This is a genomic window from Nocardia sp. NPDC005998 (assembly GCF_040614395.1).
Taxonomy (GTDB): domain Bacteria; phylum Actinomycetota; class Actinomycetes; order Mycobacteriales; family Mycobacteriaceae; genus Nocardia.
Genome location: NZ_JBEXUI010000010.1, coordinates 57477 through 80374 on the forward strand (window position 1 = coordinate 57477; position 22898 = coordinate 80374).

Genomic DNA, 22898 nt, shown 5'->3' on the forward strand with positions numbered 1-22898 from the left:
TGCGACTTAGTAGCGCGGCAGGGACCGGGCGGTGTGGCGAGGATGCAGTGGCGTGGCACGGACCGGCTACGTGGCAGGACTTAGAGGCATACCAGCGACCTCCATGCCGAACGTCCACGGCAACCGACTGCTGATCGCAGGTGTTCCGGTCCGACTTCGCGAACTCAGCGACGCAACTGATCCTGCGGCACCAGCAGCGTGGTGCGCTCATCCAACGGCACCATCGGCTCCAGCTTCGCCCGGGTGCTGAGCTTGTCCGACAGCTTCTGCCGGCCCACGAGCACCATCTTGCGAGTCACCGGACTTTCGGTCACGGCACGGGTCGCAGCACTGATCTGCTCATAACGACCCCGCCCTGCCTTCGTCCCGAGCACATAACCGGCCGCAATGCCGATGATCAACCGCAGCATCTCGTAGAGCTCCTCCCAAAGTACCTGTGCGCGCGGCTACCATCCTGCCCGACGCCCGGTACGCCTGTCGATCCGGATCCATCCCACCGCGCGCCACCCCCGGACACGCCGACACCCCCACATGTCTCCAGGTAGAGACGCGATTTGGGAACCCGCCAACCGATACGCTAAAGTTTCACCTCGGCCCGCCCAGTACGGACGAGCCGCAGGATAGTCCCCTATAGCTCAATTGGCAGAGCAGCCGACTGTTAATCGGCAGGTTTCTGGTTCGAGTCCAGATGGGGGAGCTTTGACCAGGGCGAACGTATCAGTTCGACCCTGGTTTTGTCCGTTTCAGGGGTCGGACGACACGCTTTCAGCCCGCGAGGCGTCCCAAGGCTGCGGTGAAGTCGGGCGCTTCGCTGGGATGGTCGATGTAATGGCGTTTGGGAACCGAGTCGTTCGATGGCCGAGGTGCTGGGCTGTGTACTGATCGGCGACCAGGGAGGCCACAGCTTGCGGAAGGTCTTCGGAGTGACCCACGCGAACTTCTGGCCCCGAGCTTGGCGCCACAGCCGGTTGAAGTTGTGTGGATCCCAGATGTCGCCGTCGCGATTGAGCCACCGGCAGCCGCCGATATGTGGCACGGTGCAGCCCAACCACCTTGCAGGCGAACCGCTCCGACAAGCCCTTCACCTGTTTGAGCATGTCCACGGCCCGCCGCTTCGTGGCTGGGCTCAGAATTTCCCTTCGCGATCTCCCGCAGCGCGTCTTCTCAGCTCGGCATCGGCCAGCAACCACTTCAACCGAGCATTCTGGTCCCGCAGCTCCCTGAGCTCCTTGGCCGCATCAGTGTCCATGCCGCCGTACTGGCGGCGCCAGTTGTATAGCGTGGCCGCCGTGACTTCGAGCTCGGCGGCGATCTCCTCTCCTTCGACGAAATCGTGACCCAGAAGTCAACCGAACCGACTCTGGGAAACCCGGGCAACATCAGGTCGCGACGGGCGGTGATGGCGCTGAGTTGCCCAGAGTGCCTGTCGTCGGGCTTGGTCATCTCTGGTATTGGGCTTGCAGTTGCCGTTTGTAGATCTTGCCCGAGTCGTCACGCGGCAGCATGCTGACGATGCGGATATCGGCCGGAATTTTGTAGTTGGCGATCTGTCCTGCCAGGCTCGCCCGGATGTGTTCTTCGGTGAGCTGGGTGCCGGGTTGTGGGACGATATGGGCGGCAACGGATTCGCCGAGGTCTCCGTGGTGGGGGATGGCGAAGACAGCGACGTCCTCGACACCGTTGATCGCGGCGATGGCTGCTTCGATTTCGGCGGGGTAGATGTTGATGCCACCGGAGATAATGATCTCGCTCGAGCGGCCGGTGAGATACAGGTAGCCGTCGTGGTCGAGGTATCCAGTGTCGCCGACGGTGATGAATCCGGGGACCGAGCCCGCGGGTGCGGTGTCCTGGTTGAGGTAGGTGAAACTCGGCCAGTAGTCGGCTCCTCGGACGAATACTTGCCCGATTTCTCCTGGGGGACAGGGGGTTCGGTCGTCATTGACGACCACGGCGGTTGAGCCGTCGGCGCCGCGGCCGACACTGCCGGGGTGTGCGAGCCATTCGGAGGCGGTGATCCAGGTGATGGTGCCCGCTTCGGTGCAGCCGTAGAACTCGATGAGTGCATCGCCGAACCATTCGATCGCGGCGCGTTTGACCGTCGGCGGGCAGGGGGCGGCGGAGTGGATCACATGCGTGAGGCTGGAAACGTCATAGCGGCTACGGATTTCGGGAGGAAGCGACAGGAGCCTGGAGAGCATCGTTGGGACGACTTTGGCCTGGGTGATGCGGCGTTCGTCGACGAGTTGGAGAAATCGCTCGCTGTCCCAACGCGGCATGATTGTGATGTTGGTGCCCATCCGCAGCGCGAGTACCGCGACCGCGTTCGGGCTGGTGTGATACAGGGGACCGGCCACGAGCATCTGCCCGCCGGGTGTGAGTCCCATGCGGTTGGCGGTGCCGCCCGCGATGGATAGCAGTTGATGCGGTGTCATGCGTTCGCGGAGAACGCCTTTGGGTGTGCCGGTGGTTCCGGAGGTGTAGATCAGTCCCATTGAATCCGCGATGGCTCCCTCGAGGTAGCCCAGAGGTTCGAGGTGATCGCTGATCCGCTCCTCGAGGGTGCAGTGGCGGTGCGTCGGCTGCGCGAGCGCCCGGTCGAGGCCGGCCTCGTCAAGGAGTTCGACCGGCATGGCGACTTCGATGATGTGTGCGTCGACGCCGGATCGGGCGATTGCTCGTTCGATTGTGTCGATGAATTCGGTGTGGGCGATGATGACTCGCGCGCGGCTGTCGGTAAGGACGTGGGCGACCTCTGGTCCCTGCCACCGGGTGTTGATCGGGACGGGATTTGCTCCGCATGCGGCGATCGCGAGAGAAGTCTCCAGGAACTCGATGTCGTTGCGCAGCATGACCGCGACGCGGTCGCCGCGGTTGGTACCTTCGGCGACGAGGGCGGCGGCGAGTCGGCCCGCTCGATTGTGGGCGTCGTGCTGATTGTGGGTCCGCGTTCCGCAGGCGATGGTGGGGTTCGTCGGGTCCTTGGGCGAGACGTCATCCATGAGCCGCAGTGTGCCACTACCGGCGGCAAGTTGCGGCTTGCACTGCTGCCGATTCAGCCGGGAGTGAGGTCGAAGAAGTCAGCGATCGCGCTTTGCGCGCCCCGTTCCATTCCCGCTGAACAGCGTCGGGGTAGGCCACGATTGCGCCACCCGACTCCACGAGAGAGTTGAAGGCTCCGGCAGCAAACTCGCGGATGGAATCACCGGTTTGGAGGGTGCCGTGCAGAACCATCACCAGTGCGGCGTCGGCACGTAGGTGCCGGGATCGAACGAGGGTATAGGTACGCCGTCGTTGCGAATGGGTCAGCGTGTGGTGGCTAACGATAACGCCTGGCATGTTCTGCGTTCGAGTCCCCACAACTGATGAGTGTGACCCACAGCGCGACCCATGACCAGCCAACACCGTAGCGCTGAGCGGACCAACGCGATTCAACCGGAAACAAATTTGCTGGTAGTAGACTCCGAATTCGACTTCCGCGGACAACCAGCCGGATAGTTGCGAGGTGTGACCACAGCAGGCGACGAAGGACCGCCACAGTCGAATGAACGGGGAAGAGCGAAGCGTGTGGTATCTGATCGATGCCGCGACACCGGGGATGGTCATTCGTTACGTGCCGGAGGAAGGCATGCCCCGCGAGCGGACCCTGCATCGCGCGATCCGTCCCAACTCCTTGGCTGGTATTGCCTCTTCGGCCATCACGGACGCCATCGCATCGAACCAGATGTGCGCCCGCGAAATCCGGATCCGCGGCGAGGGATACAAGGTCTTCGCGCTACCGGTGCCGGGACCCGACGGAGGGCCTCTGGCGGTTCAGATGTGGGTCGGTCAACAGGCCGATACCCCTGTGGACCCGCCCGCGATCGATGTCCTGGTGTGGGACGGCAAACAATGGACCGTGCGCAACAATGGGCGGGGTGGGGCGGTGCTGCCCGAGGGGTTTCCACTGCTGCACGGGGCGTGGTTTCTGTCGCGGATCATCGAGTGCGAAGAACGCGACCGGCTGATCACCGCAGCACTAGACGCGCAACCAGGAACGCACTGGCAGGGACCGATGCGGGTCCTGACCGCCAATGACGAGAAGACAACTCGTGTCTACGGACTCTTCCGCTACCACTCACCGCATTCACTGCGCGGGCTGCTGCTCCAAGTGGAGCAGGATCGCCAACCCGGCATCGTGCTACCGACCTATCACGGCGACGCGGCCGTCGGGCTGCTCGGCGGAACCATCGCATTGATCGACACCGAAACCCTCCAGATTGTCGAGTGGCTGACGCCGCCGCTGCCCAGCATCGCCTGGCGGCATCACCCGGCATCCCGTGGCACCGACCCGTCGGCGGATCGCAAAGAATTCAACTTGACCACAACGCATCTCATCCACCCCGACGATCTTGGGTACTACCTCACACCGCTCTTGGACCTAGTGAAAGACCGCATCAAATCGGCCCGATCGGTCGTTCGGCTGCTCACCCTTGAACATGATTGGCAACTCGTTGAGCTTTACTGCATACGACTACCCCACGGGCTACCCAGGTTCCTGACATGCCTGATCCGACCAGTGGGAGACGACATGCGGCCAGGGCTCGTTTCCGAAAACTGACCCCACCGAGACGCCGCCGAGATCGACCTCCTGGTCGCGACGCAGGCCACCAATGAATGCGCGGGTAGTACGGTGACGTTAGCGAAGTGAATTCGCTTGATAGCTCGGCTGGCACGCGATCGGTCCGTCCTGACAGGCACCAGCTGGTTTCGCGCTGTCGGGCGACTGATTCGATGTGCATGGTTCCACCTTCGGCTGGACGGTATCCATGACACACAAACGGCCAGGATTTCGCCGGACACAGGGTGATGTTGCCAACCGTGGCGTCCCGGCTAGATCCCCGCGGCGACGCGCGCCGTACCTCGGTTGAAGATTCAGCGCGGGCGGTTGGCGCGCGGTGGGCGATCGGCGCCGCACAGCGACGCCAGGCCGAGAGTCTGCTCGGGTTCGCGCACTGGGTCGGCGCCAGCCTGTAGCGTCCCGGCCGACGGATCGACTCCCGTACTTTCGCCGGATAAACGCGCCCGGATTCTCCCGGTTTCTCTCGGATGGTTTCTGCGCTGGTTGTCTCGAAAGTTGTTGCAAAACTGGACAATTGCGGACGAATCGGGATTGCCGAGGCACTCGGTAGGTGCCCTAAAATTCACCGGTAGGAGGCGCACGCTGATCGGTCTGGCTCCCACACGAGGTAGTTGATCCGTCCGGCGCCTACGGCGGTGAGGTATTTATCTCGCGTCAGGGCCGCGCCGATCGGGGTGATGAGCTGAAAGTCGGCAGCGTGGTGAGTGATCGCGGTGTCGATGTCGACGTCGATGAGGGCGGCGAGTCTGGAGCGTTCGGTCGCGCGGATGAGTTCTTCGGTCGCGGACATGTTGTCGGGCACTGAGCTTCCCTGCTTTGGCGTGAACGTGGGGGGATTGACAGCGCAGACCTGATCAGGGTTGCGATGCCGCGGTCGATCAGTGATCGGGTCGGATTCTCTGAGCCACGGGTCGTGGGTACCAACCCAGCACCTCACGTCACCCCACCGCCAGATCATATGAGTGCTCGCCACATCTTCTTTGGTCTCAGGGGCAACGTCCAGGTGTCGGTCTGGGCATGAATTCGGGCAGGGTGAGGGCCGAGTGGGCCGGTCGTCCCTCTGTGGCGGGCATGGTGCTGAGATTGCGCAGCATGTTGTTGCGCTGTTCCAGGGCCTGAGGGGTGGTGGGGAAGAGTGTGGCGCCGCCCTCGCCGATCTGGTCCTGGTTCACGGTCACAAACTCACGGGTGTTGTGTTCGTAGGCGGCGAAGCCCGCGGCGGCATCCCGGTCGGCCAGGGAACCGGCGAGCATGTACGCACCGACGAGCGCGAGGCTGGAGCCTTGTCCGGTAAGGAATGAGGGTGCGTACGCGGAGTCGCCCACCAGCGCGACTCTGCCGCTGGACCAGCGAGGCATGCGGATCTGGCTGACCATGTCGATGAACAGATCATCCGCGTCGCGCATGGCGGCGATCATGCCCGGGACTTCCCATCCCGCGTCGGCGAAGATCGCGGCGACCAGGTCCCGTTGGGCTTCTGGGGTACCGAACGCGTCGAATGGTGGTTCCGGGTGGGCGAAGTTCAGGAAGGCGTGAACTTCGTCGCTGTCTCCTACGGCGTAGAGAGCCGCGGCTCTGCCCGGGGTGTTCCACATCATGATCTCGTGGGAGAGGCCGAAGGTATTGCGCATGGTGAACCCGGCGAAGCAGTACCCGAGGTATCGGTGGAACTGCTCCTCGGGGCCGAACAGGAGCTCCCGGGTATGTGAGTGCAGACCGTCCGCACCGAACACCATGTCGAACGTATGTCTGCTGCCCCCGCGGAAGGTGACGTCGACCCCGTGGTCGGACTGGTCGAGGGTGTGGATGGAGTCGTTGAACAAGAACTCCACGTCGTCACGGACCGCCGTGTAAAGAGCGTCGGTCAGGTCCCCGCGCCGGACCTCGAGGTCCCGTCCCGCGACACTGCCGTCGACGGTATGCGGGTTGACCGAGGCCACCACGCTGGCGTCCCCGTCGAGGAAGGTGAACCGACGTGAGTCGATTTGTGCATCCTGCAGTTGTGGCAAGATCCCCATCCTCCGGACGACCTCCAGTGCGGTGCCGCGTACGTCGATGGGGTAACCACCGCTACGAAGTGTGCCCGCCTTCTCCACCACCGTGACTGCGTATCCGTAGCGGTTCAGCCAGAACGCGAGGGCGGGACCCGCGATGCTGGCCCCGGATATCAGGACCTTGCGCCTCGGCGTGGTGCGGATATCCGTCAACAGATCGGTGCGGGTCATTGCTCGATTCCTTTGCGCATGGTGCGGACGACAAGCAGGGACAGCGCTGTGACGGCGCCTGCGATGATGAAGCCGGTGATGAAGGCCGACTCGGCCGGGTCTTCCATCCCGGGGTGGGTCCCGGCGGTGAGGATGGCACCGCTGACCTGTGCGCCTACGGCGAAGCCGATCACGCGGGTCACCAGGACCAGGCTGGTGGCGATGCCGGTGTTGCCGTGATCGACAGAGGTGGCGGTCTTGACGACCATCGCCGTGATGCAGACACCACTGGCCAGGGCGATCAGCGCCTTGCCGATGATGAGGTGCCAGACCTCGGTGTGCAGGAACGCCAGGGCGACCAACGTGGCCGCCATGACGCCGATTCCGGCAGCGACCACGGCACTCGAGCCGAAACGTCGCGCCGCGACCCCGCCGAGCGGCCCGCTGATCGCCGCCGCGACGGCGCCGGGCAAAAGGTACCGCCCGATGTCGGTGGAGCTGGCCCCGAAGCCGTACCCGCCGGCGGACACCGCGAACAGTTGCGGAACGAGATACATCGACACCGAGGTACCTACACAGACGGCGAATGTGATCGCATAGGAGCTCCACATCGCAGGCTGCGCCAGCAGGTGCAGATCGACCATCGGCGAGGGTGACCGGCGTTCGACAAAGATCCATCCGGTCACGAGCAGGGCCAAGAGTACGACGAGGGCGCCGAGCGCGAGTGGCTGGCTGCCGGCGCTGGGCGCCATCGAGAGCCCGAACATGAGCGTCAGCAGAACGCCGCTCAGGAGAACCAGGCCGGGCCAGTCCATCCTGGCATCCGATCGGGCTGGCGGATCGTTCGGCATCAGCTGGTGGACGAATAGGGTCGCCACGACGATCGCGATCGTCGGTATCGCGAACATCCAGTGCCGGGACAGCCCTTCCGCGATGGGCCCGGCCATCAGGGTCCCCAGCATGCCGCCGCCCACGAACAGCCCGCTGACCACCCCGATGGCCACCTGGGACTCTCCCGTTGGGAGGTGCTTGCGTACCAGGATGAACGAGAGCGGCATTGCGCCGACCATCGCGCCCTCCAGTACCTGACCGAGCAGCAGCACCGGCAGGTTCGGTGCCAGCGCGGACACCAGACCACCGGCCGAGACCACCGCCATCAGCCGGAGCATGACCCATTTCGCGCCGTAGCGGTCACCGAGGTTGCCCGCGACGGGCGTGACGAGAGCGCCGGTGATGAGCATTGTGATGCTGAGTAGGGCCCCGCGAGCAGGACTTATCGATAATTCGCGTTGCAACAGCGGGAGCGTCGGTGTCACTACCGACTCCAGGGCCCCGGTGGCTGTTGCCAGCATGCCGAGGGCCCCGACAGCGGCTTTCCCGATGCGGACCGGGGGAGCCAGGGTTGTGGTCATGAACGTCCTTTTCCTCGCGGACATAGCGGCCATTGGTGAACCCGGGGAAGCGGTACCCGAGGTGGCTCCGCCGGGACGGAGCAGGTGTGCATGTGCGAACGGGTCTGTCCCGGAGACTACACTACACCGTGCAGTGTAGTCGAGCTAAGATATGGCCATGCCGACCACGAAGACACTGCGCGAGGGGTCCACGCAGAAGCGGGCCGCCATCCTCTCCGCGGCCCGAGAACTGTTTCTGGCCGACGGATTCGACCGGTCCAGCCTCGACGCGGTCGCCGCTCGGGCCGAGGTGTCCAAGCGGACGGTCTACGACTACTTCGGCGACAAGCAGACGCTGCTGCAAGCAGTCGTCGATGCCGTCGGCCAGTCACTGATCACCACGGTCCGGCGCATCCTCGACGACACCCTCACCGACCACACCGACGCCGCCGACCTCGAGGACGTTCTGGTCACATTCTCGATGCGCATTGCGGACGACATGCTCGGCTCGGCGGAGTACGCAACGTTGCAACGACTGGTCCGGGCGGAACCCGGCCGCCAAGGCGAAAACCCCATGGCCGACACCCCTGACGAGGCGCTTGCCGAGCGGTTTGCCGCCTTCGCTACGGCCGGGCTGCTCGACGTCACCGACGCCAGACTTGCGGCTGACCAGTTCATCGCGCTGACCTTCGGAGTCGCGATCAACAGGTTCGGTTCCGCGAATGCCGTGGAGGACTCCCGCGTTCGGCCACTCATCGTCGAGGGAGTGCGGACCTTTCTCCGGGCGTACCGGGCCAAGTAGGGCGCGCGTGGATGTTCCACGCCCCAGGGCGTGATGAGCGCGTGACCGGCGGCGCGGTATGCAGATCGTTCGGATATTGCCTCGAATGCTCGCTACCTGTGCATCACCGACCACCAACCCGGAGCGCCTAGAGCCCGGTATGCGGCAATGACAGGGGTGTTCGCGCATCGCCGATGTTCTAGTAGAGCTGGGGCGCCGCCGTGATTGCTATAGAATTGCTGGATAATTCGAGCCTGATCGAAGGCGATTTTGCACCCGTTGTATCGGGGGTGCGGTAAGCAGTGCGCGGCTGCGCGGCGGCCTTGCGCGGAACTTCAACACGAGGGCGGGGTTCCATGACAGACGTCGACTATTGCGTAGTTGGTGGGGGATTTGCCGGATTGACGGCCGCGCTGCGGCTGAAACAGGCGGGGCGATCGGTGGCGCTGCTGGAGGCCCGCGACCGGCTCGGTGGGCGCACGTTCACCGAAGTGCGCGCGGACGGGTCCTGGATCGATCGGGGTGGCGCCTGGATCGGGCCGGGGCAGGACCGGATCTATGCATTGATGAACGAGTTCGGGGTATCGAGTTACCAGCAGTACACCGACGGCGAGGCCATGATGATGGTCGACGGTAAGCAACATCGCTATACGGGCACGATCCCGTGGACGATGAGCCCTTGGGCGGCAACGAACCTCGGTGCGGTGCTGCTCGAGCTGGGACATATGTGCAAGTCGATTCCCCTGGAAGCTCCGTGGTCGGCGAAGAATGCCGACAAGTGGGATCGGGTCAGTTTGGCGCAGTGGCTGGATAGCAACACGCTGTCCGGGCCCGCCCATGAGCTCCTCGATACCGCGATCGCTGGCTGTTATACCTCCGACGCGTCGGAGGTGTCGTTGCTGTTCGTGCTGTACCAGATGGCGTCGGGCGGCGGGCCCGGCTTCGTCTTGGGGGTCAAGGACAGCGGCCAGGATGCTCGACCGGTTGGGGGGATGGGTGCCATCTCCGGGCCGATGGCGGCTGAGATCGGCGATTCGATCCACGTGTTGCAGCCGGTCCGGCACATCCAGCAGGATGCCGACGGAGTGACGGTGCGCTCCGACGAGTTGACCGTGCGGGCACGCCGGGTGATCGTGGCGGTTCCCCTGGCGATTGCCAGCCAGATTATTTACGAGCCGATGCTGCCGGTCGATCGATCGTTCTTGCATCAGCGGATGCCGAGCGGCTCGATCGTCAAGATTGCTGCCGTGTATGACGAACCGTTCTGGCGTAGTGACGGGTTGTCGGGACAGTCGGCTGCCCCGGGGTCGCCGGCAACGATCACCATCGATGCCTGCACAGACACCGGGCGACCCGGGATCATGTGTGTGATCACCGAGGGGCCCATCGCGCGGCAGATCGGACAACTCGATGAGGCCGAGCGGAAGACGGCAATACTCGGTGCACTCGTCGAGCGGTTCGGCGACAAGGCCGGTTCACCCGTCGACTACATCGAGCAGAACTGGAGTGTGGAGCGCTACTCCGGTGGCGGGATGCTCAGTCACGCACCGACCGGTGTGCTGACGCAGTTCGGTCATGCCCTGCGCAAACCTTGTGGCCGCGTCCATTGGGCCGGAACGGAGAGTTCTGCGGTCATGTGTGGTTGGGTCGATGGGGCCATTCGCTCGGGTGAGCGGGCAGCGAGCGAAGTAATGGAACACGAAACCGTGACCGTGGCCGGAGGAAGGTCAACTGATCGTTGAAAGCCCTTGTGCTACAGGACCGTTCGGTCCGTTCTGTCGGCACGCGCTCGCGGTCCGATTCAAGACCTGCACGCACTCGGGGACGCTTCCATGAGCCTTCCCAGACTGAGCCTCCTGCGCTCTAGGTGATTTTCGTGTAGGTCAGGTCGAAGTCCGTCTTCCAGTTCCTTCGGTCCTCGGCTAGCTCCCAGCGCCCCTGGATCGTGGTCCCGTCGTCGGAAAATCTGCCGGTGAATCGCTGTGCGAACGGCTCGCCGTCGCGCTGCAGCATCCAGATGTCGTCGGTCAGGGTCATCGCGTAGATTCGCTGAACGTCCCGGTCGTCGGTGTAGAGCTGGTAGTAGGTGTCGCTCATTCCATCGCAACCGATGACGGCGACGCCGTCGGGAGCCTCGGGCAGGTCGATATGCCAGCGTTGGACCAACAGCGGTGTGCCCGTGAGCCATTCAAAGGTGACGCGGCCCGCACCCGGCCACGGCGGCCCGCCGGCAGGTCCGGCCTGCATTCTCCATTCCCCGACGAGGACCTGCAGGCGTTTGCGTGCCGATTCGTTGGTGGACTGATTCATCGTGCTCTCCTCTCCGGTGGATTACTGATATCGACGCCGCGAGATGATCGGACTCATCGGTACCCGAGCCCGAGACCAGACGGAGGTCAGTGGCCAGGAGGTAGGGATTCGGGTTCGGGGAGCCGGTCGGGTTCGCCGCCTGCGAGCCATCTTGGACGGTCTGCCCGGGAGCGCAGTCGAGCAGGTACGCCGATGCCGTCGACGACGACGGCATCTTCCGTCGCTTTTAGGAGTGGAAGGCGGTGGGGTCTGGCGGATCTGTGCGGCGGCGAGATGCGGTGTCGGCTATCGCGCCGATGGTATGAGCACGATTCTGCCGAACACCTCGCCAGCTTCCATTTTCTGGTGGGCCACAACAGCCTGATCCAGGGAAAGCACCTCGTGCACAACTGCTTCCAGCTCGCCACGACCGGCGGCAGCGAACAGTTCGGCGGTCGCGGCCGATCGCTCGGGTGTGGGCACGGTGTCGGCACTGAAGGTCGCGAACGACATCGACTTCCGGAACGCCGCGACCATCTCCATACCGAAGTCCGCTGGTGGCATGCCTGCCATCGCGCCGACGGCCACCATGCGACCGTTCGGCTCGAGCTTGGCGAAGAACGAAGGCAGATCCGACCCGCCAACGATGTCGATGATGAGGTCGTAGCCCGCGGGAGCGTCCTGTGCACCCCGGCCGGCGCGGTCGAGCACGTGGGTCGCGCCCAGCTTGCGCAGGCGAGCGCCACGCTCGGCCGACGAGGTCGTGACCGCCACGGCGCCGGCGCCGCCACGAGCCGCGAGCTGGACCGCCATGACCCCGATACCACCGGCCGCACCGCGCACCAGCACCGACTCACCGCGAGCGAAGTGGGCATGGCGCAGGGCGAAGTGGGCCACCATTGCCGAGCTGCCGAGCGTCACTGCGTCGACGGCCGACAGGTCCGCCGGGAGAGGGACGAGCGTCTCGGCCGATGCGACGGCCTGTTCGGCATAGCCGCCGCTTTCATCCGTGAGCGCCCATACGCGCCGGCCGACCCACGCGGTGTCGACGCCCTCGCCGACCTCGGTCACGGTCCCCGCGACCTCGCTGCCGAGGACGCGACCGGGTATGGCGCCGTACGCGGCCAGCGCGCCGCTTCGGATCAGGGCGTCGAGACCACCCACGCCGATCGCCTCGGTCGTGATCGACACCTGCCCGGCGGCCGGATGCGGGTCGGGGAGGTCGACCACTGCGAGCACTTCGGGACCTCCGAACGCTGGGACCATCACTGCTTTCACCGGTTTCTCCATGTTCTTCTCGATCGGAACCAACCAGCGGACCGTAACGGACGGCCCCGTCCGTTTAGCTAAAGTGAGAGCGGTGACTGCTCATTTGCCTCACACACAGCGTTCGGACGCGCGTGACAATCGCGAACGCATCCTCGAGGCAGCTCGCACGGTATTTGTCAGCGCCGGCCTGGATGTGCCGATGCGGGAGATCGCCCGGCGGGCCGGGGTCGGACCCGCGACCCTCTACCGCCATTTCCCGACCAAGGAGATGCTGGTCGCCGAGGCGCTCACCGATCAGATGCTGGCCTGCCGGTCCATCGTGGACGAGGGGCTCGCCGACCCGGATCCCTGGCACGGCTTCTGCCTCGCGATCGAGAAGCTCTGCGAGCTGCTGGCACGCGACCACGGCTTCACCGCGGCCTTCATGTCCGCCTACCCGCACGCGCTGGATTTCGCTGCGATCCGCACGTCCTCGCTGACCGGTGCCGCCGCATTGATCCGCCGCGCCAAGGACACCGGGCGCCTGCGCCCCGACATAGTGCTGGACGACCTCATCCTCATGATCATGGCCAACAACGGCATCCACGCGAGCACGCCGGCAGCACGCATCGCGGCCTCCCGACGCTTCGCCGCCCTCATGATCCAAGCGTTCCGGGCTTCCCCCGCATCCTCACCACTGCCGCCGATACCACGATTGATGCCCGCGGACTCGATACCCCGACACCAGACCAACAGACCAGACGCAGGGTGACCAGGCAGCGCCTCAACGCCATGTCATCGGCATTATCGAGCGGTCGCAGGAGTTGTAGGCGGCGTCGCCGCGGTCGGCTCATTCCGAATGGTTCCGCCGGGTCAGGCGACCGCCGCCATTGCGGAAGCGCGCTCGGCCGTCGCGGATGTCGTGGTAGGAGACGAGCAACAGGCGCAGGTATCCGTCGAACGTCTCCAGTGGGTATCCGGCGGGTGCGAAGAGGCCGGGGCGGATCGGCACGTAGCGCCGTGCGGCGGCGGTCGTACCGCCAGCGAATTCGGTGAAGATGTGCGCCTGCGATTCGTCCGCGGGTTCGTAGGTCATCCGTTCCTCGAGCTGGCCGTCGACAATGCTCACGTCGATGCGGAGCTGGTTGGAGCGGTAGGTGCCCACATAGGGGGTGAGGTCGATGTCGGGCTCCGATTCGGTTATCAGAGTGGGGATCTGGATGCCGAGGTGTTCGCGCAGCAGCCACTGCAGGATCTGGTCGTGCAGCATGATCGCCCCGGAGGTATTGCCGAAGGCGGTGAAGACCAGGTCGTGTTCGGGTACGACACACAGGATGGACACACCGCCCGGCGATGCGCCCGACATGGCGAGGACAGTGGTGTCGCCGAACGGATACCGCACCCAGCCCAGGCCCATCGGGGGGACGTTCGGGGTGGCCATATCGTGGGAGACCTGTTGCATCAGTGTGGTCGACTCGCTCGACAGGACCCGCGTGCCGGATGGCGAAACGCCGCCCGCGAGGTGGGTGCGCCCGAAGGCGAGCAGGTCGGCGACGGTGCCGATCGGTGTGCCACCCGCTGGCCCCCAGGTGTCGGGCAGCATGAACATGCGAGTTGGCCTGGCCGCCATGGTTTCCGGGTCCGGGAAGTGGCCGATTGCGGTGCTGCGCAGGATGGCCTGCTCGGCCGAGGTGCTGGAGTTCTGCATGCCGACGGGTGTGTAGATATCGCGCTCCAGCAGGTCGGGGAAGGACAGGCCGGTCACCACTTCGAGCAGCCGGCCCGCAACGATCATGCCGCCATTGGAGTAGCTGAGCTGCTCTCCGGGTTCGAACAGGGTGCCGCAGCTGCTCGCGAGTCCGTTGACGTAAGTACGCAGTGCGTCGCGGCCCTTGGCATCGGGGAAGAACAGATCCGCATCGATGCCATTGGTGTGCGAGATCAGGTGCCGCACCAGGATCTTGTCCGTCGCGCCCGGCACGGTCAGGGCGAATTCGGGCAGGTACGTCACTACTGGAGTGTCGAGGTCCAACAGTCCACGCTCGACTTGCCGGAGGACCAATGTGGTGGTCAGGACCTTGGTCACCGAGCCGAACAGGAATCCGGTGTCCATGTGCATCGGTGCGCCGGTGGCAAGGTTCGCGGTGCCGTGCGCGACGATGATCTGCCGGTCGGCGTGGTAGACGCCAGCGACGAATCCGGGGACGTTATTGGACTCGCAGTAGGCGGCGGCCTGCTCGCGGATCCGGGTTTCGACGAGATGCAGTGCGTCGTTCATGCGAACCATCGTCGAAGCTTGCCCCAGGGGCAAGGTCAAGCCCATTCCGTCTATTCATCTGATACGGCGCCTCGCCGCGATCGGTAGCCGGGTGTCCGGGCACGGGCCGGCACGGTGGACGTCGAGCGCCTACCCTGGTGGATGTCGTTGTAGTCCAAGGCATCACGATGCCTCGCCGGAACCGGAGTACCGGATGGACGCAAGAATTATCGGCACCGTGATGCCGGTCCTCGAGGTTTTGCTCACCCCGGGTGAGGGCCTGGTCGCCGAGGCCGGGCAGTTGTCCTGGATGACCGACTCGATCCGGCTGCACACCTCATCTCGGCTGTCGAGTTCGGGCGGACTGCTGGGGGCGGTCAAACGCGCCGCCGCCGGGGCGGGCTGGTACATGACCGAATACACCGCGTCCAAATATCCGGGCCGGGTCGCATTCGCGGCCAAGCTGCCCGGCCAGATCCTGCCCATCGGACTGGAGCCCGGCCGCGAGTACTTGGTGCATCGACACGGATTCCTGTGCGGCACCAGCGATGTGCGCGTCACGCTGAGCTTTCAACGCCGCCTCGGCGCTGGCATCTTCGGCGGTGCCGGATTCACCCTGCAGCGCTTGAGCGGCGCCGGGCAGGCCTGGGTCGAGTTGTCCGGCGAAGTTGTGCAATACACCCTCGCACCCGGTGAAACGCTGCGCGTGCATCCCGGCCACGTCGGAATGTTCGACGCCACTGTCGGATTCGACATCACGCTGCTGCGCGGCATCCGCAATATTCTCTTCGGCGGCGACGGCCTGTTCCTGGCCGCGCTGACCGGCCCTGGACGCGTCTGGCTGCAATCACTGACCATCAGCAACCTCGCGCACGCACTGACCCCATATCTCCCACAGCCCAACGCGAACTGACCCGCTACTGGACTCTGACCTGCCCTCGGCGGCGTGCGCGTTACGGGTTTGCGGCCGGGGTCAGGCAGCTGGCCGGGGGGTCGACGAACACGCAGATCGCTGGGCTGCGGGTGGGGCGAAAGTCCGCGGGGAGACCGCCTGCGGCGATGATCTGGGTGTAGGTGCCGACCGCATCGGTCGGGCGGCGGGTGAGGGTCGGGTCGGTGCGCACGTCGACGGTATAGAGGCCGAATCGTGGTGTGTAGCTGCCCCATTCGTAGTTGTCGGTGAGGCTCCAATAGTTGTAGCCGATGACGTTCATGCCGTCGGCCTTCGCGCGCTGGATCCAGTAGATGGTGTCGCGAAGGTGATCGCCGCGGGTGTAGCCGTCGGCTCGGGGCATACCGTTTTCGGTGGCTATACCGTTCTCGACGATGTAGAGCGGTTTGTTCGGAAAACGGCGCGAATAGTATTGCAGCGCATAGTAGATGCCCTCGGTGCGCACCGGCAGCTCCCAGATGCGCTGTCCGGGCAGTTCCGGCATCGCCGATCCGATGGCCCGGGTGATGGAGCTCAGCAGCGGCTGCACCGGGTCGTAGGCGGAGTAGTAATCGACGCCCACGTAGTCGAGCCGGTCCGCAATGCGATCGATGAACTCGCCGTTGACCTGGGCCTCCGAGCCTGCCACATAGCCGACATTGCTGGTCACCTGGGCATCGGGCTGGATCCGGTGGATGTAGTCGTAGATGGCGTTGTGGGCCTGCGCGACCCGGTCGAGCATCTCGTCCGCATTCGCGGCGCCCCGGCGGGTCTCTTGCACGATGTAGGCGACCGGCTCGTTCACGGTGACCCACAGTGGATTTCGGGATGCATAGCGGTCGACGACCGTGCGCATATTGGCCAGCCAATCCCCGACCATGCCCGGGTTGCGCCAGCCGCCGCGGTCGGCGGCCCAGCCGGGATAGACCCAGTGGTCCAGCGTGATCATCGGTCGCATCCCGGCCTGCACGATCTTTGCGATCACCGCGTCGTAGAAACCGAACGCGGCGCCATCCCACGCGCCCGGCGCGGGCTGCACACGAGCCCATTCGATCCCGAGGCGGAACACCTTCACACCCAGCGCGGCCGCCATGTCGATGTCGGCGGCGTATCGGTCGTAGAAGTCGACCGAATCGTGCAGTTCGTCGTCGCCGGAGTTCGCGATGTACCGCGTCCAGTTGCTATCTGGCGCATGGCCTTCGGACTGGAATCCGGAGGCCGCGACACCCCAGAGGAAATCCGGGTCCAGCACCGGTAGGGCGGTGTTCGACCGGATCGGCGGGACGGCCGAGGATTGCGTGCACAGTAGCAATGTCGACGCGGCGGCGGCGAGCGCGGCCAGAACGTATCGATGGAGCCGGGATCGCATCGACTCAGGGTAACGCGATCGCGGTCGGCGATGGATGAATCAGGAATGTTGGGCGGCAAACTGTTTCGCGTTCCGTCCGGGTCGGTTCCGCGGTACCATCACGCCGATCTCGACCCGGTGCCAGCGATAGCCGCGTGGGCCGAACCGCTACTGGTTTCGGCTGATCGAAAGGTGTTGGGCGGCACCTGAGAATCCGGTGCGGCCATACGTTCGCCGTTCGGGCAGTTCGGTTTTCGTCTTGACGCCTTCGACTGGGCCGTTGTCCTGGTTTCGGACGGCGTTGGATCTGGCCGAGCGCTCCGTGACCGTCACCCGGTATGGCGGACCGGGTGACGGGGGCGATGGTGTTATTCGCGGGAGAGCATGGCGGCGGCTTCGCGTTCGAGGTCGACGTACGGTTCGCCGCTGACGTCGACGGCCACCCGGCGCAGGGTGCCGCCGGTGAATGCCCAGGGCGCGGTGCCGGGGTAGTCGTCGGTGACAGGTTCCCCGCTGTCGCGGCCAGCGGTGAGACCCTCGCCCGCGAGGGTGAACTTGCCGGGCTGGGTTCGGATCCGGCCCTCGCCGACCTTCAGATCCCCGTAGAACAGGCTCGAGGTGCCGCGGGCGGTGCCGGGCGGGTCCTCACCGTCCTTGTCGAAAGAGGCTGCCAGGATTACATTTTCGCCGGTCGGCAGGTCCTCGGTGGCGACGATTCGCTGTTCCTCGCTGCCGAGGAAGTTGTACACGTAGTGCAGCCGGTTGTCCTTGACGTACAGCGAATGGCCACCGAACCGGCCGCCGTGCGCGAACAGCACCCCGACCGCACCCGGTCCGGGAATGTCGACGAGTGCACCGATCGAATAGGAGCGGTTGCGGATATTGACCGCCACCGACTCGGGCACCTCGGCCCCACCCGGCCGGTAGACGTACCGGTTGCGCGGCGCCGCGAGCTGCGGACGCGGGGTGGCCAGCACCTCGACGGCGGACCGGTCATCGAGCGGGAACGCCTGATTGGCACCGGCCTCGTGGAACCACAGCCCGACCAGTTCGGTGAGCCTCCCGGGCTGCTCGGCGGCGAGGTCGTGCAACTCCGACCGGTCGACCTGGGCGTGGTAGAGCTCCCAGGTGTCCTCCGGGAAGTGGCCCCAGCCGCTGACGGCGGGGTGGGTGGTGACGGCCTTCCAGCCGTCGTGCCAGATGCCGCGGGTGCCGAGCATCGAATAGAACTGGGTGTGCTTGGCCGTCGGGATGGTGGCCGCGTCGAAGCTGTACCGCATGCTCACGCCCTGCAGCGGGCGCTGGGTGTACCCCTTGACCGTGGCCGGGAGTTCGATCCCGAGGCAGTCCAGCACGGTCGGGACCAGGTCCACGGCATGGTGGTACTGGTCGCGGGTCTCGCCGCGGGCGGCGATCCCGGTAGGCCACGAGATGATGCACGGGTCGCAGGTGCCGCCGTTGAACGAATACCGCTTCCACATCTTGAACGGGGTGTTGAACGCCATCGCCCACCCGTTCGGGTAGTGGTTGTAGGTCCTGATGCCGCCGAGTTCGTCGAGCATCCGCAGATTCTCGGCCATATCGTCGGCGATGCCGTTGAAGAACTTGTTCTCGTTGACCGAGCCGTTGGGGCCGCCTTCGCCGCTGGCACCGTTATCGGAAACCAGCATGATGATCGTGTTGTCGAGTTGTTCGATGTCCTCGAGGTAGTTCAGTAGCCGGCCGATCTGATCGTCACAGTGCGACAGGAACCCCGCGTACACCTCCGCCATGCGGGCGAAGAGTCGCTTCTCGTCGCCGGAGAGGGTGTTCCAGGGGCGCGTGTAGTCCAGCGGTGGGAAGGGCTGGCCGTCGGGTCCGGTACGCGTGTCGGGGGTGCCGATCGGATTCAGCGGGGGCAGTTCGGTGTCGTGGGGGACAAGGCCGAGGTCTTTCTGCCGTGCCAGGGTCTGCTGACGCATGGCCTCGTAGCCGTCGTCGAACCGGCCTCGGTAGCGGTCGGCCCATTCGCGGGGCACCTGGTGTGGTGCGTGTGCGCAGCCCGGCGCGTAGTAGAGGAAGACCGGTCGCTCGGGGAGGATTGCTTTGACGTCGTCGATGTACTGGATGGCTTTGTCGGTGATGTCGACACTGAAGTGGTAACCCTGCTCCGGAGTGGCTGTTTGCTGGGTGGGGTGGTTGTCGTGGACGAGGTCGGGATACCACTGATTGGTCTCGGCACCCAGGAAGCCGTAGAAGCGTTCGAAGCCGCGGCCGACGGGCCAATTGTGTTTGGTGGAGGCCAGATTCATCTCGTCCTCGGGGCACAGGTGCCACTTGCCGACCATCGCTGTGCGGAAACCGTGCTCGACCAGAACCTCGGCGAGGGTGGCGCATTCGGGCGGGATGTGCCCGTTCGCACCCGGGAATCCGACCGCCGCTTCGCTGATGCAGGCCATCCCGTTGGTGGTGTGGTTACGCCCGGTCAGCAGGCAGGAGCGGGTCGGTGAGCAGAGGGCAGTGGTGTGCCACTGGCTGTAGCGCAGACCGTTCGCGGCGATCTTGTCGATGTTCGGAGTATCGATCGGCCCGCCGTAACAGCTGAGAGCGCCGAATCCGACGTCGTCGAGGACGATGTACACCACATTCGGAGAGCCGGGCGGCGCTTTTGGTTGCTCGTACGGACCCCAGTCCGGGACGGAGTCGCGAATGTCGAGGTTGACTACACCCCTGAACGGTTTGGTCATGGTATGTCTCCTCTGTGATTCTCCCCTTTCTCAGCCAAGCACTGGCCGTCGGTGGTTGCCAAGGGGTCGCTACGGGGGATCCGAACAGTGCCGTCGAGGGACATGGAAAAAGCGATCAGGAATCGAGAAGCGTTGGTTACCGGGCGGAAAATAGCGTTACTGCCATGAACATCACCATTGATCAGGCAGCTATCGAATCCGTTATCCTCGAGGTGCCCGACGCCGCGGCCGCCGCGGCTTTCTACACCGCCGCGTTCGGTCTCGGCGACCAGGTGCATGTGCGCGCTTCCGAGACGCCGACCAGCGGCTTTCGCGGCTTCATCCTGTCGCTCGTGGTGTCGCAGCCGAGTACCGTCGACAGCCTCATCGGTACCGCTGTCGAGGCGGGTGCGACGACACTGAAGCAGGCCAAGAAGAGCTTCTGGGGCTATGGCGGCGTCGTGCAGGCTCCGGATGGGGCGATTTGGAAGATCGCGACGTCGGCGAAGAAGGACACCGGTCCGGCCACCCGCGAGATCGACGATTTCGTGGTCCTGCTCGGGGTCGACAATGTCAAGGCGACCAAGCAGTTCTACGTCGATCGCGGATTGACCGTTGCGAAGAGTTTCGGCAGCAAGTACGTCGAGTTCGATGCGGCGCCGTCTTCGGTGAAGTTGGCGCTGTACGGGCGGCGTGCCGCTGCCAAGGATGCGGGCGTTCCTGCGGAGGGCACCGGGTCGCATCGGATCGTCATCGGCGGCGGTATCGGGCCCTGCACCGACCCGGACGGGTTCGCCTGGGAGGTCGCACCGGCCTGAGCCGGTCGGGGAAGGATCTCGCGCGCTTCCTCACTTGGCATCCCAATAGCACTCCACCACCGCTGTTGTGAACGGGAACCGCACCGGTGTCGGCCCGAAGGCGATGCGGCCTGCGTTCTGCGCCGCGGTTGCGATCATTTCGGCGACCGCCGTGGCTTCCTCGGCTGGGCAGTGCACGATTACCTCGTCGTGTTGGAAGAAGACCAGTTCGGCGCGGAGCCCGGCGCGAGCCATCGCATGACGCACACCCGCCAGTAGCAGCAGGGCCCAGTCGGCGGCGCTGCCCTGCACCACGAAATTACGGGTGAAGCGGCCGCGAGCGCGCGTTGCGGAGGTGTTGCCGTACTCGCCGAACTGCTCCTGCTCGTGGGATGGGTCGGGCGATGCGACGGAGACCGGCGGGCAGGTGCGCCCCAGCCAGGTGCGCACCAGGCGGCCTTCCGCACCGGCGCGAGCCGCATCGTCGACGTACGCCACTGCGGCCGGAAAACGTCGTCGGAGTTCGGCCATATGGGTGCGGGCATCGCCGGAGGTCTGGCCGTAAATGGCGCCGAGTAGGGCGATTTTGGCCTGGGCACGGTCGCCGCCGAAGACACTTTCCGCCAGCGCCGCGTACAGGTCTTCGTCGCGACCGGCCACCGCCATCAATCCCGGGTCGCGGGAGATTGCGGCAAGTACTCGCGGTTCCATTTGGTCGGCGTCGGCGACTACCAGACGCCATCCCGGGTCCGCGCGAATCGCCTGGCGGATCACTTTGGGAATCTGCAGGGCGCCGCCACCGTTGGTGGTCCAGCGGCCGGAAACCGTTCCGCCGGGCAGGTATTCGGGACGAAAGCGACCACCGTGTACCCACTGCTCGAGCCAGGACCAGCCGTGGGCGGTGTACAAGCGGTACAGCGATTTGTAGGCGAGCAATGGCGCTACCGCGGGGTGATCGATCTGCTGGAGCTCCCATTTTCGGGTGGAGGACAACGAGATTCCGGTGCGGGCGAAGGCACGGATGATGTCGTTGGGCAGGTCCGGCCGGACCCGCACACCCGCCCCGAAGGCGCGCGACACTTCGTCGGCCAACTCCGCCATCCGGCGCGGCTCCAGCCCACCGGGAAAGCGTTCACCCAGTAGCTTGTCCAGCAGTTCGCGATGGACGTCGGCGCGCCAGGGTATTCCGGCGCGGGACATCTCCGTGGCAACCAGCATGCCCGCCGATTCGGCGGCGAGCAGCAGCCGCATGCGTTCCGGATTTTCGGTCTTCGCCGTACGGGCCAGCTGGTCGGCGTAGACCTCGAGGAGGGCGTCGAATTCGTCCGTGCCGGGTGGCAGTGGTACCGGGCCGGAATCGAAGAGCGACGGCTGGGTCTCTGCGGCACGTGCGGGCGCGTCCGGCGGGACGGGCAGGTTGTGCAGTCGCGCCCACGCGGCCGCCAGCGAGTGGGCCTGGCCAGACTGGCCCTGCTCATGGCCGATCAGCAGGGCCTCCGCGGCCTGCACGTCGTAGCAGCGCTCGACCCGCACGCCGACCGCCAGCAGCGGTCGGTAGATCTCGGCTGTGGATCGCCAGACCCATCGCTCGACCTCGGGGCGTGCGCGCACCGCCTCGGCGAGCGAGGGCTCGTGTAGCACCGGTCCGGCGGGCCGACCGTACTGATCGAGTGGGCACAGCCGGGCACCTCCGTCGCCCGTTTCCGCCACCGCCCACCGCACGTTGTCGAGTCTTGCACCAGGGCGACGGCCTTCGACACCCACCTCGGTAGCGGCCTCGAAGGGACTCACCAAACTTTGGCCACCGTGAACAGCGGTACCCGATGCGAGCCGATCCGAAGGCTGGACGGACTGCGTGATGAGTCGGCCGCTCCCGCATCGTCGGAGGGGAGCTGGGTCCAGCCGGTGATTCCGCCGTCGAGCGCGATGATGGTGCCGGTGCGGAAGCAGCCAGCGCGCGAGGCCAGGAAGGTAACCAGTCCGGCGATATCGTCGGGCCTGCCGATGCGGCCGAGCGGGACCGTCTGCGCGATGTGCGTGCGGGCGGCGTCGGGTCTTGCTCTCGAAAGGCCGGGGCGATGGCGTTGACGGTAATCGCTTTGGCGACAAGGCATTTGGCGAGGCGGAGGGTGAGCATGTGGACGGCGGCCTTGCTGCAATTGTCCAGCTCGGACGGGCGGATGCCGTCCACCGAGCCGATATTGACAACGCGGGCGGGATCGTCCGGTTCGGCGGCAGCACGCAGCAGGAGGCCTTGCGGATGAGCCACGCGGGCCGAGGTTTCGATGTTCCGGGTGCGCGCGCAGTGCCGGGTGCTTAGGCTCACGGG

General features: G+C 65.3%; 19 protein-coding genes and 1 tRNA gene. 7 read left to right on the forward strand and 13 right to left on the reverse strand.

Annotation, left to right across the window (positions count from 1 at the left end):
• Window positions 1-164: 164 nt before the first annotated feature.
• A complete protein-coding gene (locus tag ABZ293_RS16285; protein WP_355181272.1) occupies window positions 165-410 on the reverse strand; it encodes a hypothetical protein in 246 nt (81 codons plus the stop codon).
• Window positions 411-624: 214 nt separating this feature from the next.
• Between ABZ293_RS16285 and ABZ293_RS16290 the strand changes: the two genes are divergently transcribed.
• Window positions 625-697: transfer RNA gene (locus ABZ293_RS16290), tRNA-Asn, on the forward strand.
• 429 nt (window positions 698-1126) lie between these two features.
• On the opposite strand, the gene ABZ293_RS16295 is transcribed toward ABZ293_RS16290, so the two are convergent.
• A complete protein-coding gene (locus ABZ293_RS16295) occupies window positions 1127-1342 on the reverse strand; it encodes a transposase (protein ID WP_355181563.1) in 216 nt (71 codons plus the stop codon).
• A 97-nt stretch (window positions 1343-1439) separates the two neighbouring features.
• Window positions 1440-2999, reverse strand: coding sequence for an AMP-binding protein (locus ABZ293_RS16300; protein WP_355181274.1), 1560 nt, complete (start codon window positions 2997-2999; stop codon window positions 1440-1442).
• Between the two features lie 542 nt (window positions 3000-3541).
• On the opposite strand from ABZ293_RS16300, the gene ABZ293_RS16305 reads away from it, so the two are divergent.
• Window positions 3542-4597 (forward strand): GAF domain-containing protein, encoded by a 1056-nt coding sequence (locus ABZ293_RS16305; protein ID WP_355181276.1) that lies wholly within the window; start codon window positions 3542-3544, stop codon window positions 4595-4597.
• Window positions 4598-5180: 583 nt separating this feature from the next.
• Here ABZ293_RS16305 and ABZ293_RS16310 read toward each other — a convergent pair.
• The 3 genes from ABZ293_RS16310 to ABZ293_RS16320 all read right to left on the reverse strand — a co-directional run bounded on the left by ABZ293_RS16310 (window position 5181) and on the right by ABZ293_RS16320 (window position 8234).
• The gene (locus ABZ293_RS16310) at window positions 5181-5420 is read right to left on the reverse strand and encodes a hypothetical protein (RefSeq protein ID WP_355181278.1); all 240 of its coding nucleotides are present in this window, start codon (window positions 5418-5420) and stop codon (window positions 5181-5183) included.
• Between the two features lie 184 nt (window positions 5421-5604).
• Window positions 5605-6843 carry an FAD-dependent monooxygenase gene (locus ABZ293_RS16315; protein WP_355181280.1) on the reverse strand — a complete coding sequence of 413 codons (1239 nt, stop codon included), beginning with the start codon at window positions 6841-6843 and terminating at the stop codon, window positions 5605-5607.
• Window positions 6840-8234, reverse strand: a complete 1395-nt coding sequence (locus ABZ293_RS16320; RefSeq protein WP_355181282.1) for an MFS transporter — start codon at window positions 8232-8234, stop codon at window positions 6840-6842. The genes ABZ293_RS16315 and ABZ293_RS16320 overlap by 4 nt, the downstream gene beginning before the upstream one ends.
• Window positions 8235-8391: 157 nt before the next feature.
• On the opposite strand from ABZ293_RS16320, the gene ABZ293_RS16325 reads away from it, so the two are divergent.
• Window positions 8392-9015: a TetR/AcrR family transcriptional regulator gene (locus ABZ293_RS16325; RefSeq protein WP_354956009.1), complete on the forward strand. Its 624-nt coding sequence runs from the start codon at window positions 8392-8394 to the stop codon at window positions 9013-9015.
• A 335-nt stretch (window positions 9016-9350) separates the two neighbouring features.
• Window positions 9351-10736: an FAD-dependent oxidoreductase gene (locus tag ABZ293_RS16330; protein WP_355181284.1), complete on the forward strand. Its 1386-nt coding sequence runs from the start codon at window positions 9351-9353 to the stop codon at window positions 10734-10736.
• Between the two features lie 121 nt (window positions 10737-10857).
• On the opposite strand, the gene ABZ293_RS16335 is transcribed toward ABZ293_RS16330, so the two are convergent.
• Window positions 10858-11304 (reverse strand): hypothetical protein, encoded by a 447-nt coding sequence (locus ABZ293_RS16335; RefSeq protein ID WP_355181286.1) that lies wholly within the window; start codon window positions 11302-11304, stop codon window positions 10858-10860.
• A gap of 285 nt (window positions 11305-11589) precedes the next feature.
• The gene (locus ABZ293_RS16340) at window positions 11590-12561 is read right to left on the reverse strand and encodes a zinc-binding dehydrogenase (RefSeq protein WP_355181288.1); all 972 of its coding nucleotides are present in this window, start codon (window positions 12559-12561) and stop codon (window positions 11590-11592) included.
• Between the two features lie 10 nt (window positions 12562-12571).
• Here ABZ293_RS16340 and ABZ293_RS16345 point away from each other — a divergent pair, with 10 nt between their 5' ends.
• Window positions 12572-13303: a helix-turn-helix domain-containing protein gene (locus ABZ293_RS16345; protein WP_355181290.1), complete on the forward strand. Its 732-nt coding sequence runs from the start codon at window positions 12572-12574 to the stop codon at window positions 13301-13303.
• A 78-nt stretch (window positions 13304-13381) separates the two neighbouring features.
• Here ABZ293_RS16345 and ABZ293_RS16350 read toward each other — a convergent pair whose 3' ends face one another.
• Window positions 13382-14809 carry a serine hydrolase domain-containing protein gene (locus ABZ293_RS16350; protein ID WP_355181292.1) on the reverse strand — a complete coding sequence of 476 codons (1428 nt, stop codon included), beginning with the start codon at window positions 14807-14809 and terminating at the stop codon, window positions 13382-13384.
• Between the two features lie 193 nt (window positions 14810-15002).
• On the opposite strand from ABZ293_RS16350, the gene ABZ293_RS16355 reads away from it, so the two are divergent.
• Complete coding sequence (locus tag ABZ293_RS16355) at window positions 15003-15701, forward strand: AIM24 family protein (protein ID WP_354956023.1); 699 nt, start codon at window positions 15003-15005, stop codon at window positions 15699-15701.
• A 40-nt stretch (window positions 15702-15741) separates the two neighbouring features.
• On the opposite strand, the gene ABZ293_RS16360 is transcribed toward ABZ293_RS16355, so the two are convergent.
• Window positions 15742-17088: a family 1 glycosylhydrolase gene (locus ABZ293_RS16360; protein ID WP_355181294.1), complete on the reverse strand. Its 1347-nt coding sequence runs from the start codon at window positions 17086-17088 to the stop codon at window positions 15742-15744.
• Window positions 17089-17435: 347 nt separating this feature from the next.
• Window positions 17436-19793 carry an arylsulfatase gene (locus tag ABZ293_RS16365; RefSeq protein WP_355181295.1) on the reverse strand — a complete coding sequence of 786 codons (2358 nt, stop codon included), beginning with the start codon at window positions 19791-19793 and terminating at the stop codon, window positions 17436-17438.
• Between the two features lie 164 nt (window positions 19794-19957).
• On the opposite strand from ABZ293_RS16365, the gene ABZ293_RS16370 reads away from it, so the two are divergent.
• A complete protein-coding gene (locus ABZ293_RS16370) occupies window positions 19958-20590 on the forward strand; it encodes a glyoxalase (RefSeq protein ID WP_355181297.1) in 633 nt (210 codons plus the stop codon).
• Window positions 20591-20620: 30 nt separating this feature from the next.
• Here the strand turns inward: ABZ293_RS16370 and ABZ293_RS16375 are convergent, their stop codons facing one another.
• Window positions 20621-22360 (reverse strand): bifunctional 3'-5' exonuclease/DNA polymerase, encoded by a 1740-nt coding sequence (locus ABZ293_RS16375; protein WP_355181299.1) that lies wholly within the window; start codon window positions 22358-22360, stop codon window positions 20621-20623.
• Window positions 22357-22683 carry an SDR family oxidoreductase gene (locus tag ABZ293_RS16380; protein WP_355181301.1) on the reverse strand — a complete coding sequence of 109 codons (327 nt, stop codon included), beginning with the start codon at window positions 22681-22683 and terminating at the stop codon, window positions 22357-22359. The genes ABZ293_RS16375 and ABZ293_RS16380 overlap by 4 nt, the downstream gene beginning before the upstream one ends.
• Window positions 22684-22898: the final 215 nt, after the last annotated feature.

Bases quoted from the DNA above. Each gene is read 5' to 3' on its own strand.
- ABZ293_RS16380 (WP_355181301.1), bottom strand. From the start codon at position 22,683: ATGCCTTGTCGCCAAAGCGATTACCGTCAACGCCATCGCCCCGGCCTT.
- ABZ293_RS16355 (WP_354956023.1), top strand. From the start codon at position 15,003: ATGGACGCAAGAATTATCGGCACCGTGATGCCGGTCCTCGAGGTTTTG.
- ABZ293_RS16350 (WP_355181292.1), bottom strand. From the start codon at position 14,809: ATGAACGACGCACTGCATCTCGTCGAAACCCGGATCCGCGAGCAGGCC.
- ABZ293_RS16320 (WP_355181282.1), bottom strand. From the start codon at position 8,234: ATGACCACAACCCTGGCTCCCCCGGTCCGCATCGGGAAAGCCGCTGTC.
- ABZ293_RS16360 (WP_355181294.1), bottom strand. From the start codon at position 17,088: ATGCGATCCCGGCTCCATCGATACGTTCTGGCCGCGCTCGCCGCCGCC.
- ABZ293_RS16335 (WP_355181286.1), bottom strand. From the start codon at position 11,304: ATGAATCAGTCCACCAACGAATCGGCACGCAAACGCCTGCAGGTCCTC.
- ABZ293_RS16315 (WP_355181280.1), bottom strand. From the start codon at position 6,843: ATGACCCGCACCGATCTGTTGACGGATATCCGCACCACGCCGAGGCGC.
- ABZ293_RS16365 (WP_355181295.1), bottom strand. From the start codon at position 19,793: ATGACCAAACCGTTCAGGGGTGTAGTCAACCTCGACATTCGCGACTCC.
- ABZ293_RS16300 (WP_355181274.1), bottom strand. From the start codon at position 2,999: ATGGATGACGTCTCGCCCAAGGACCCGACGAACCCCACCATCGCCTGC.
- ABZ293_RS16370 (WP_355181297.1), top strand. From the start codon at position 19,958: ATGAACATCACCATTGATCAGGCAGCTATCGAATCCGTTATCCTCGAG.
- ABZ293_RS16285 (WP_355181272.1), bottom strand. From the start codon at position 410: ATGCTGCGGTTGATCATCGGCATTGCGGCCGGTTATGTGCTCGGGACG.
- ABZ293_RS16325 (WP_354956009.1), top strand. From the start codon at position 8,392: ATGCCGACCACGAAGACACTGCGCGAGGGGTCCACGCAGAAGCGGGCC.
- ABZ293_RS16330 (WP_355181284.1), top strand. From the start codon at position 9,351: ATGACAGACGTCGACTATTGCGTAGTTGGTGGGGGATTTGCCGGATTG.
- ABZ293_RS16305 (WP_355181276.1), top strand. From the start codon at position 3,542: ATGAACGGGGAAGAGCGAAGCGTGTGGTATCTGATCGATGCCGCGACA.
- ABZ293_RS16345 (WP_355181290.1), top strand. From the start codon at position 12,572: ATGTTCTTCTCGATCGGAACCAACCAGCGGACCGTAACGGACGGCCCC.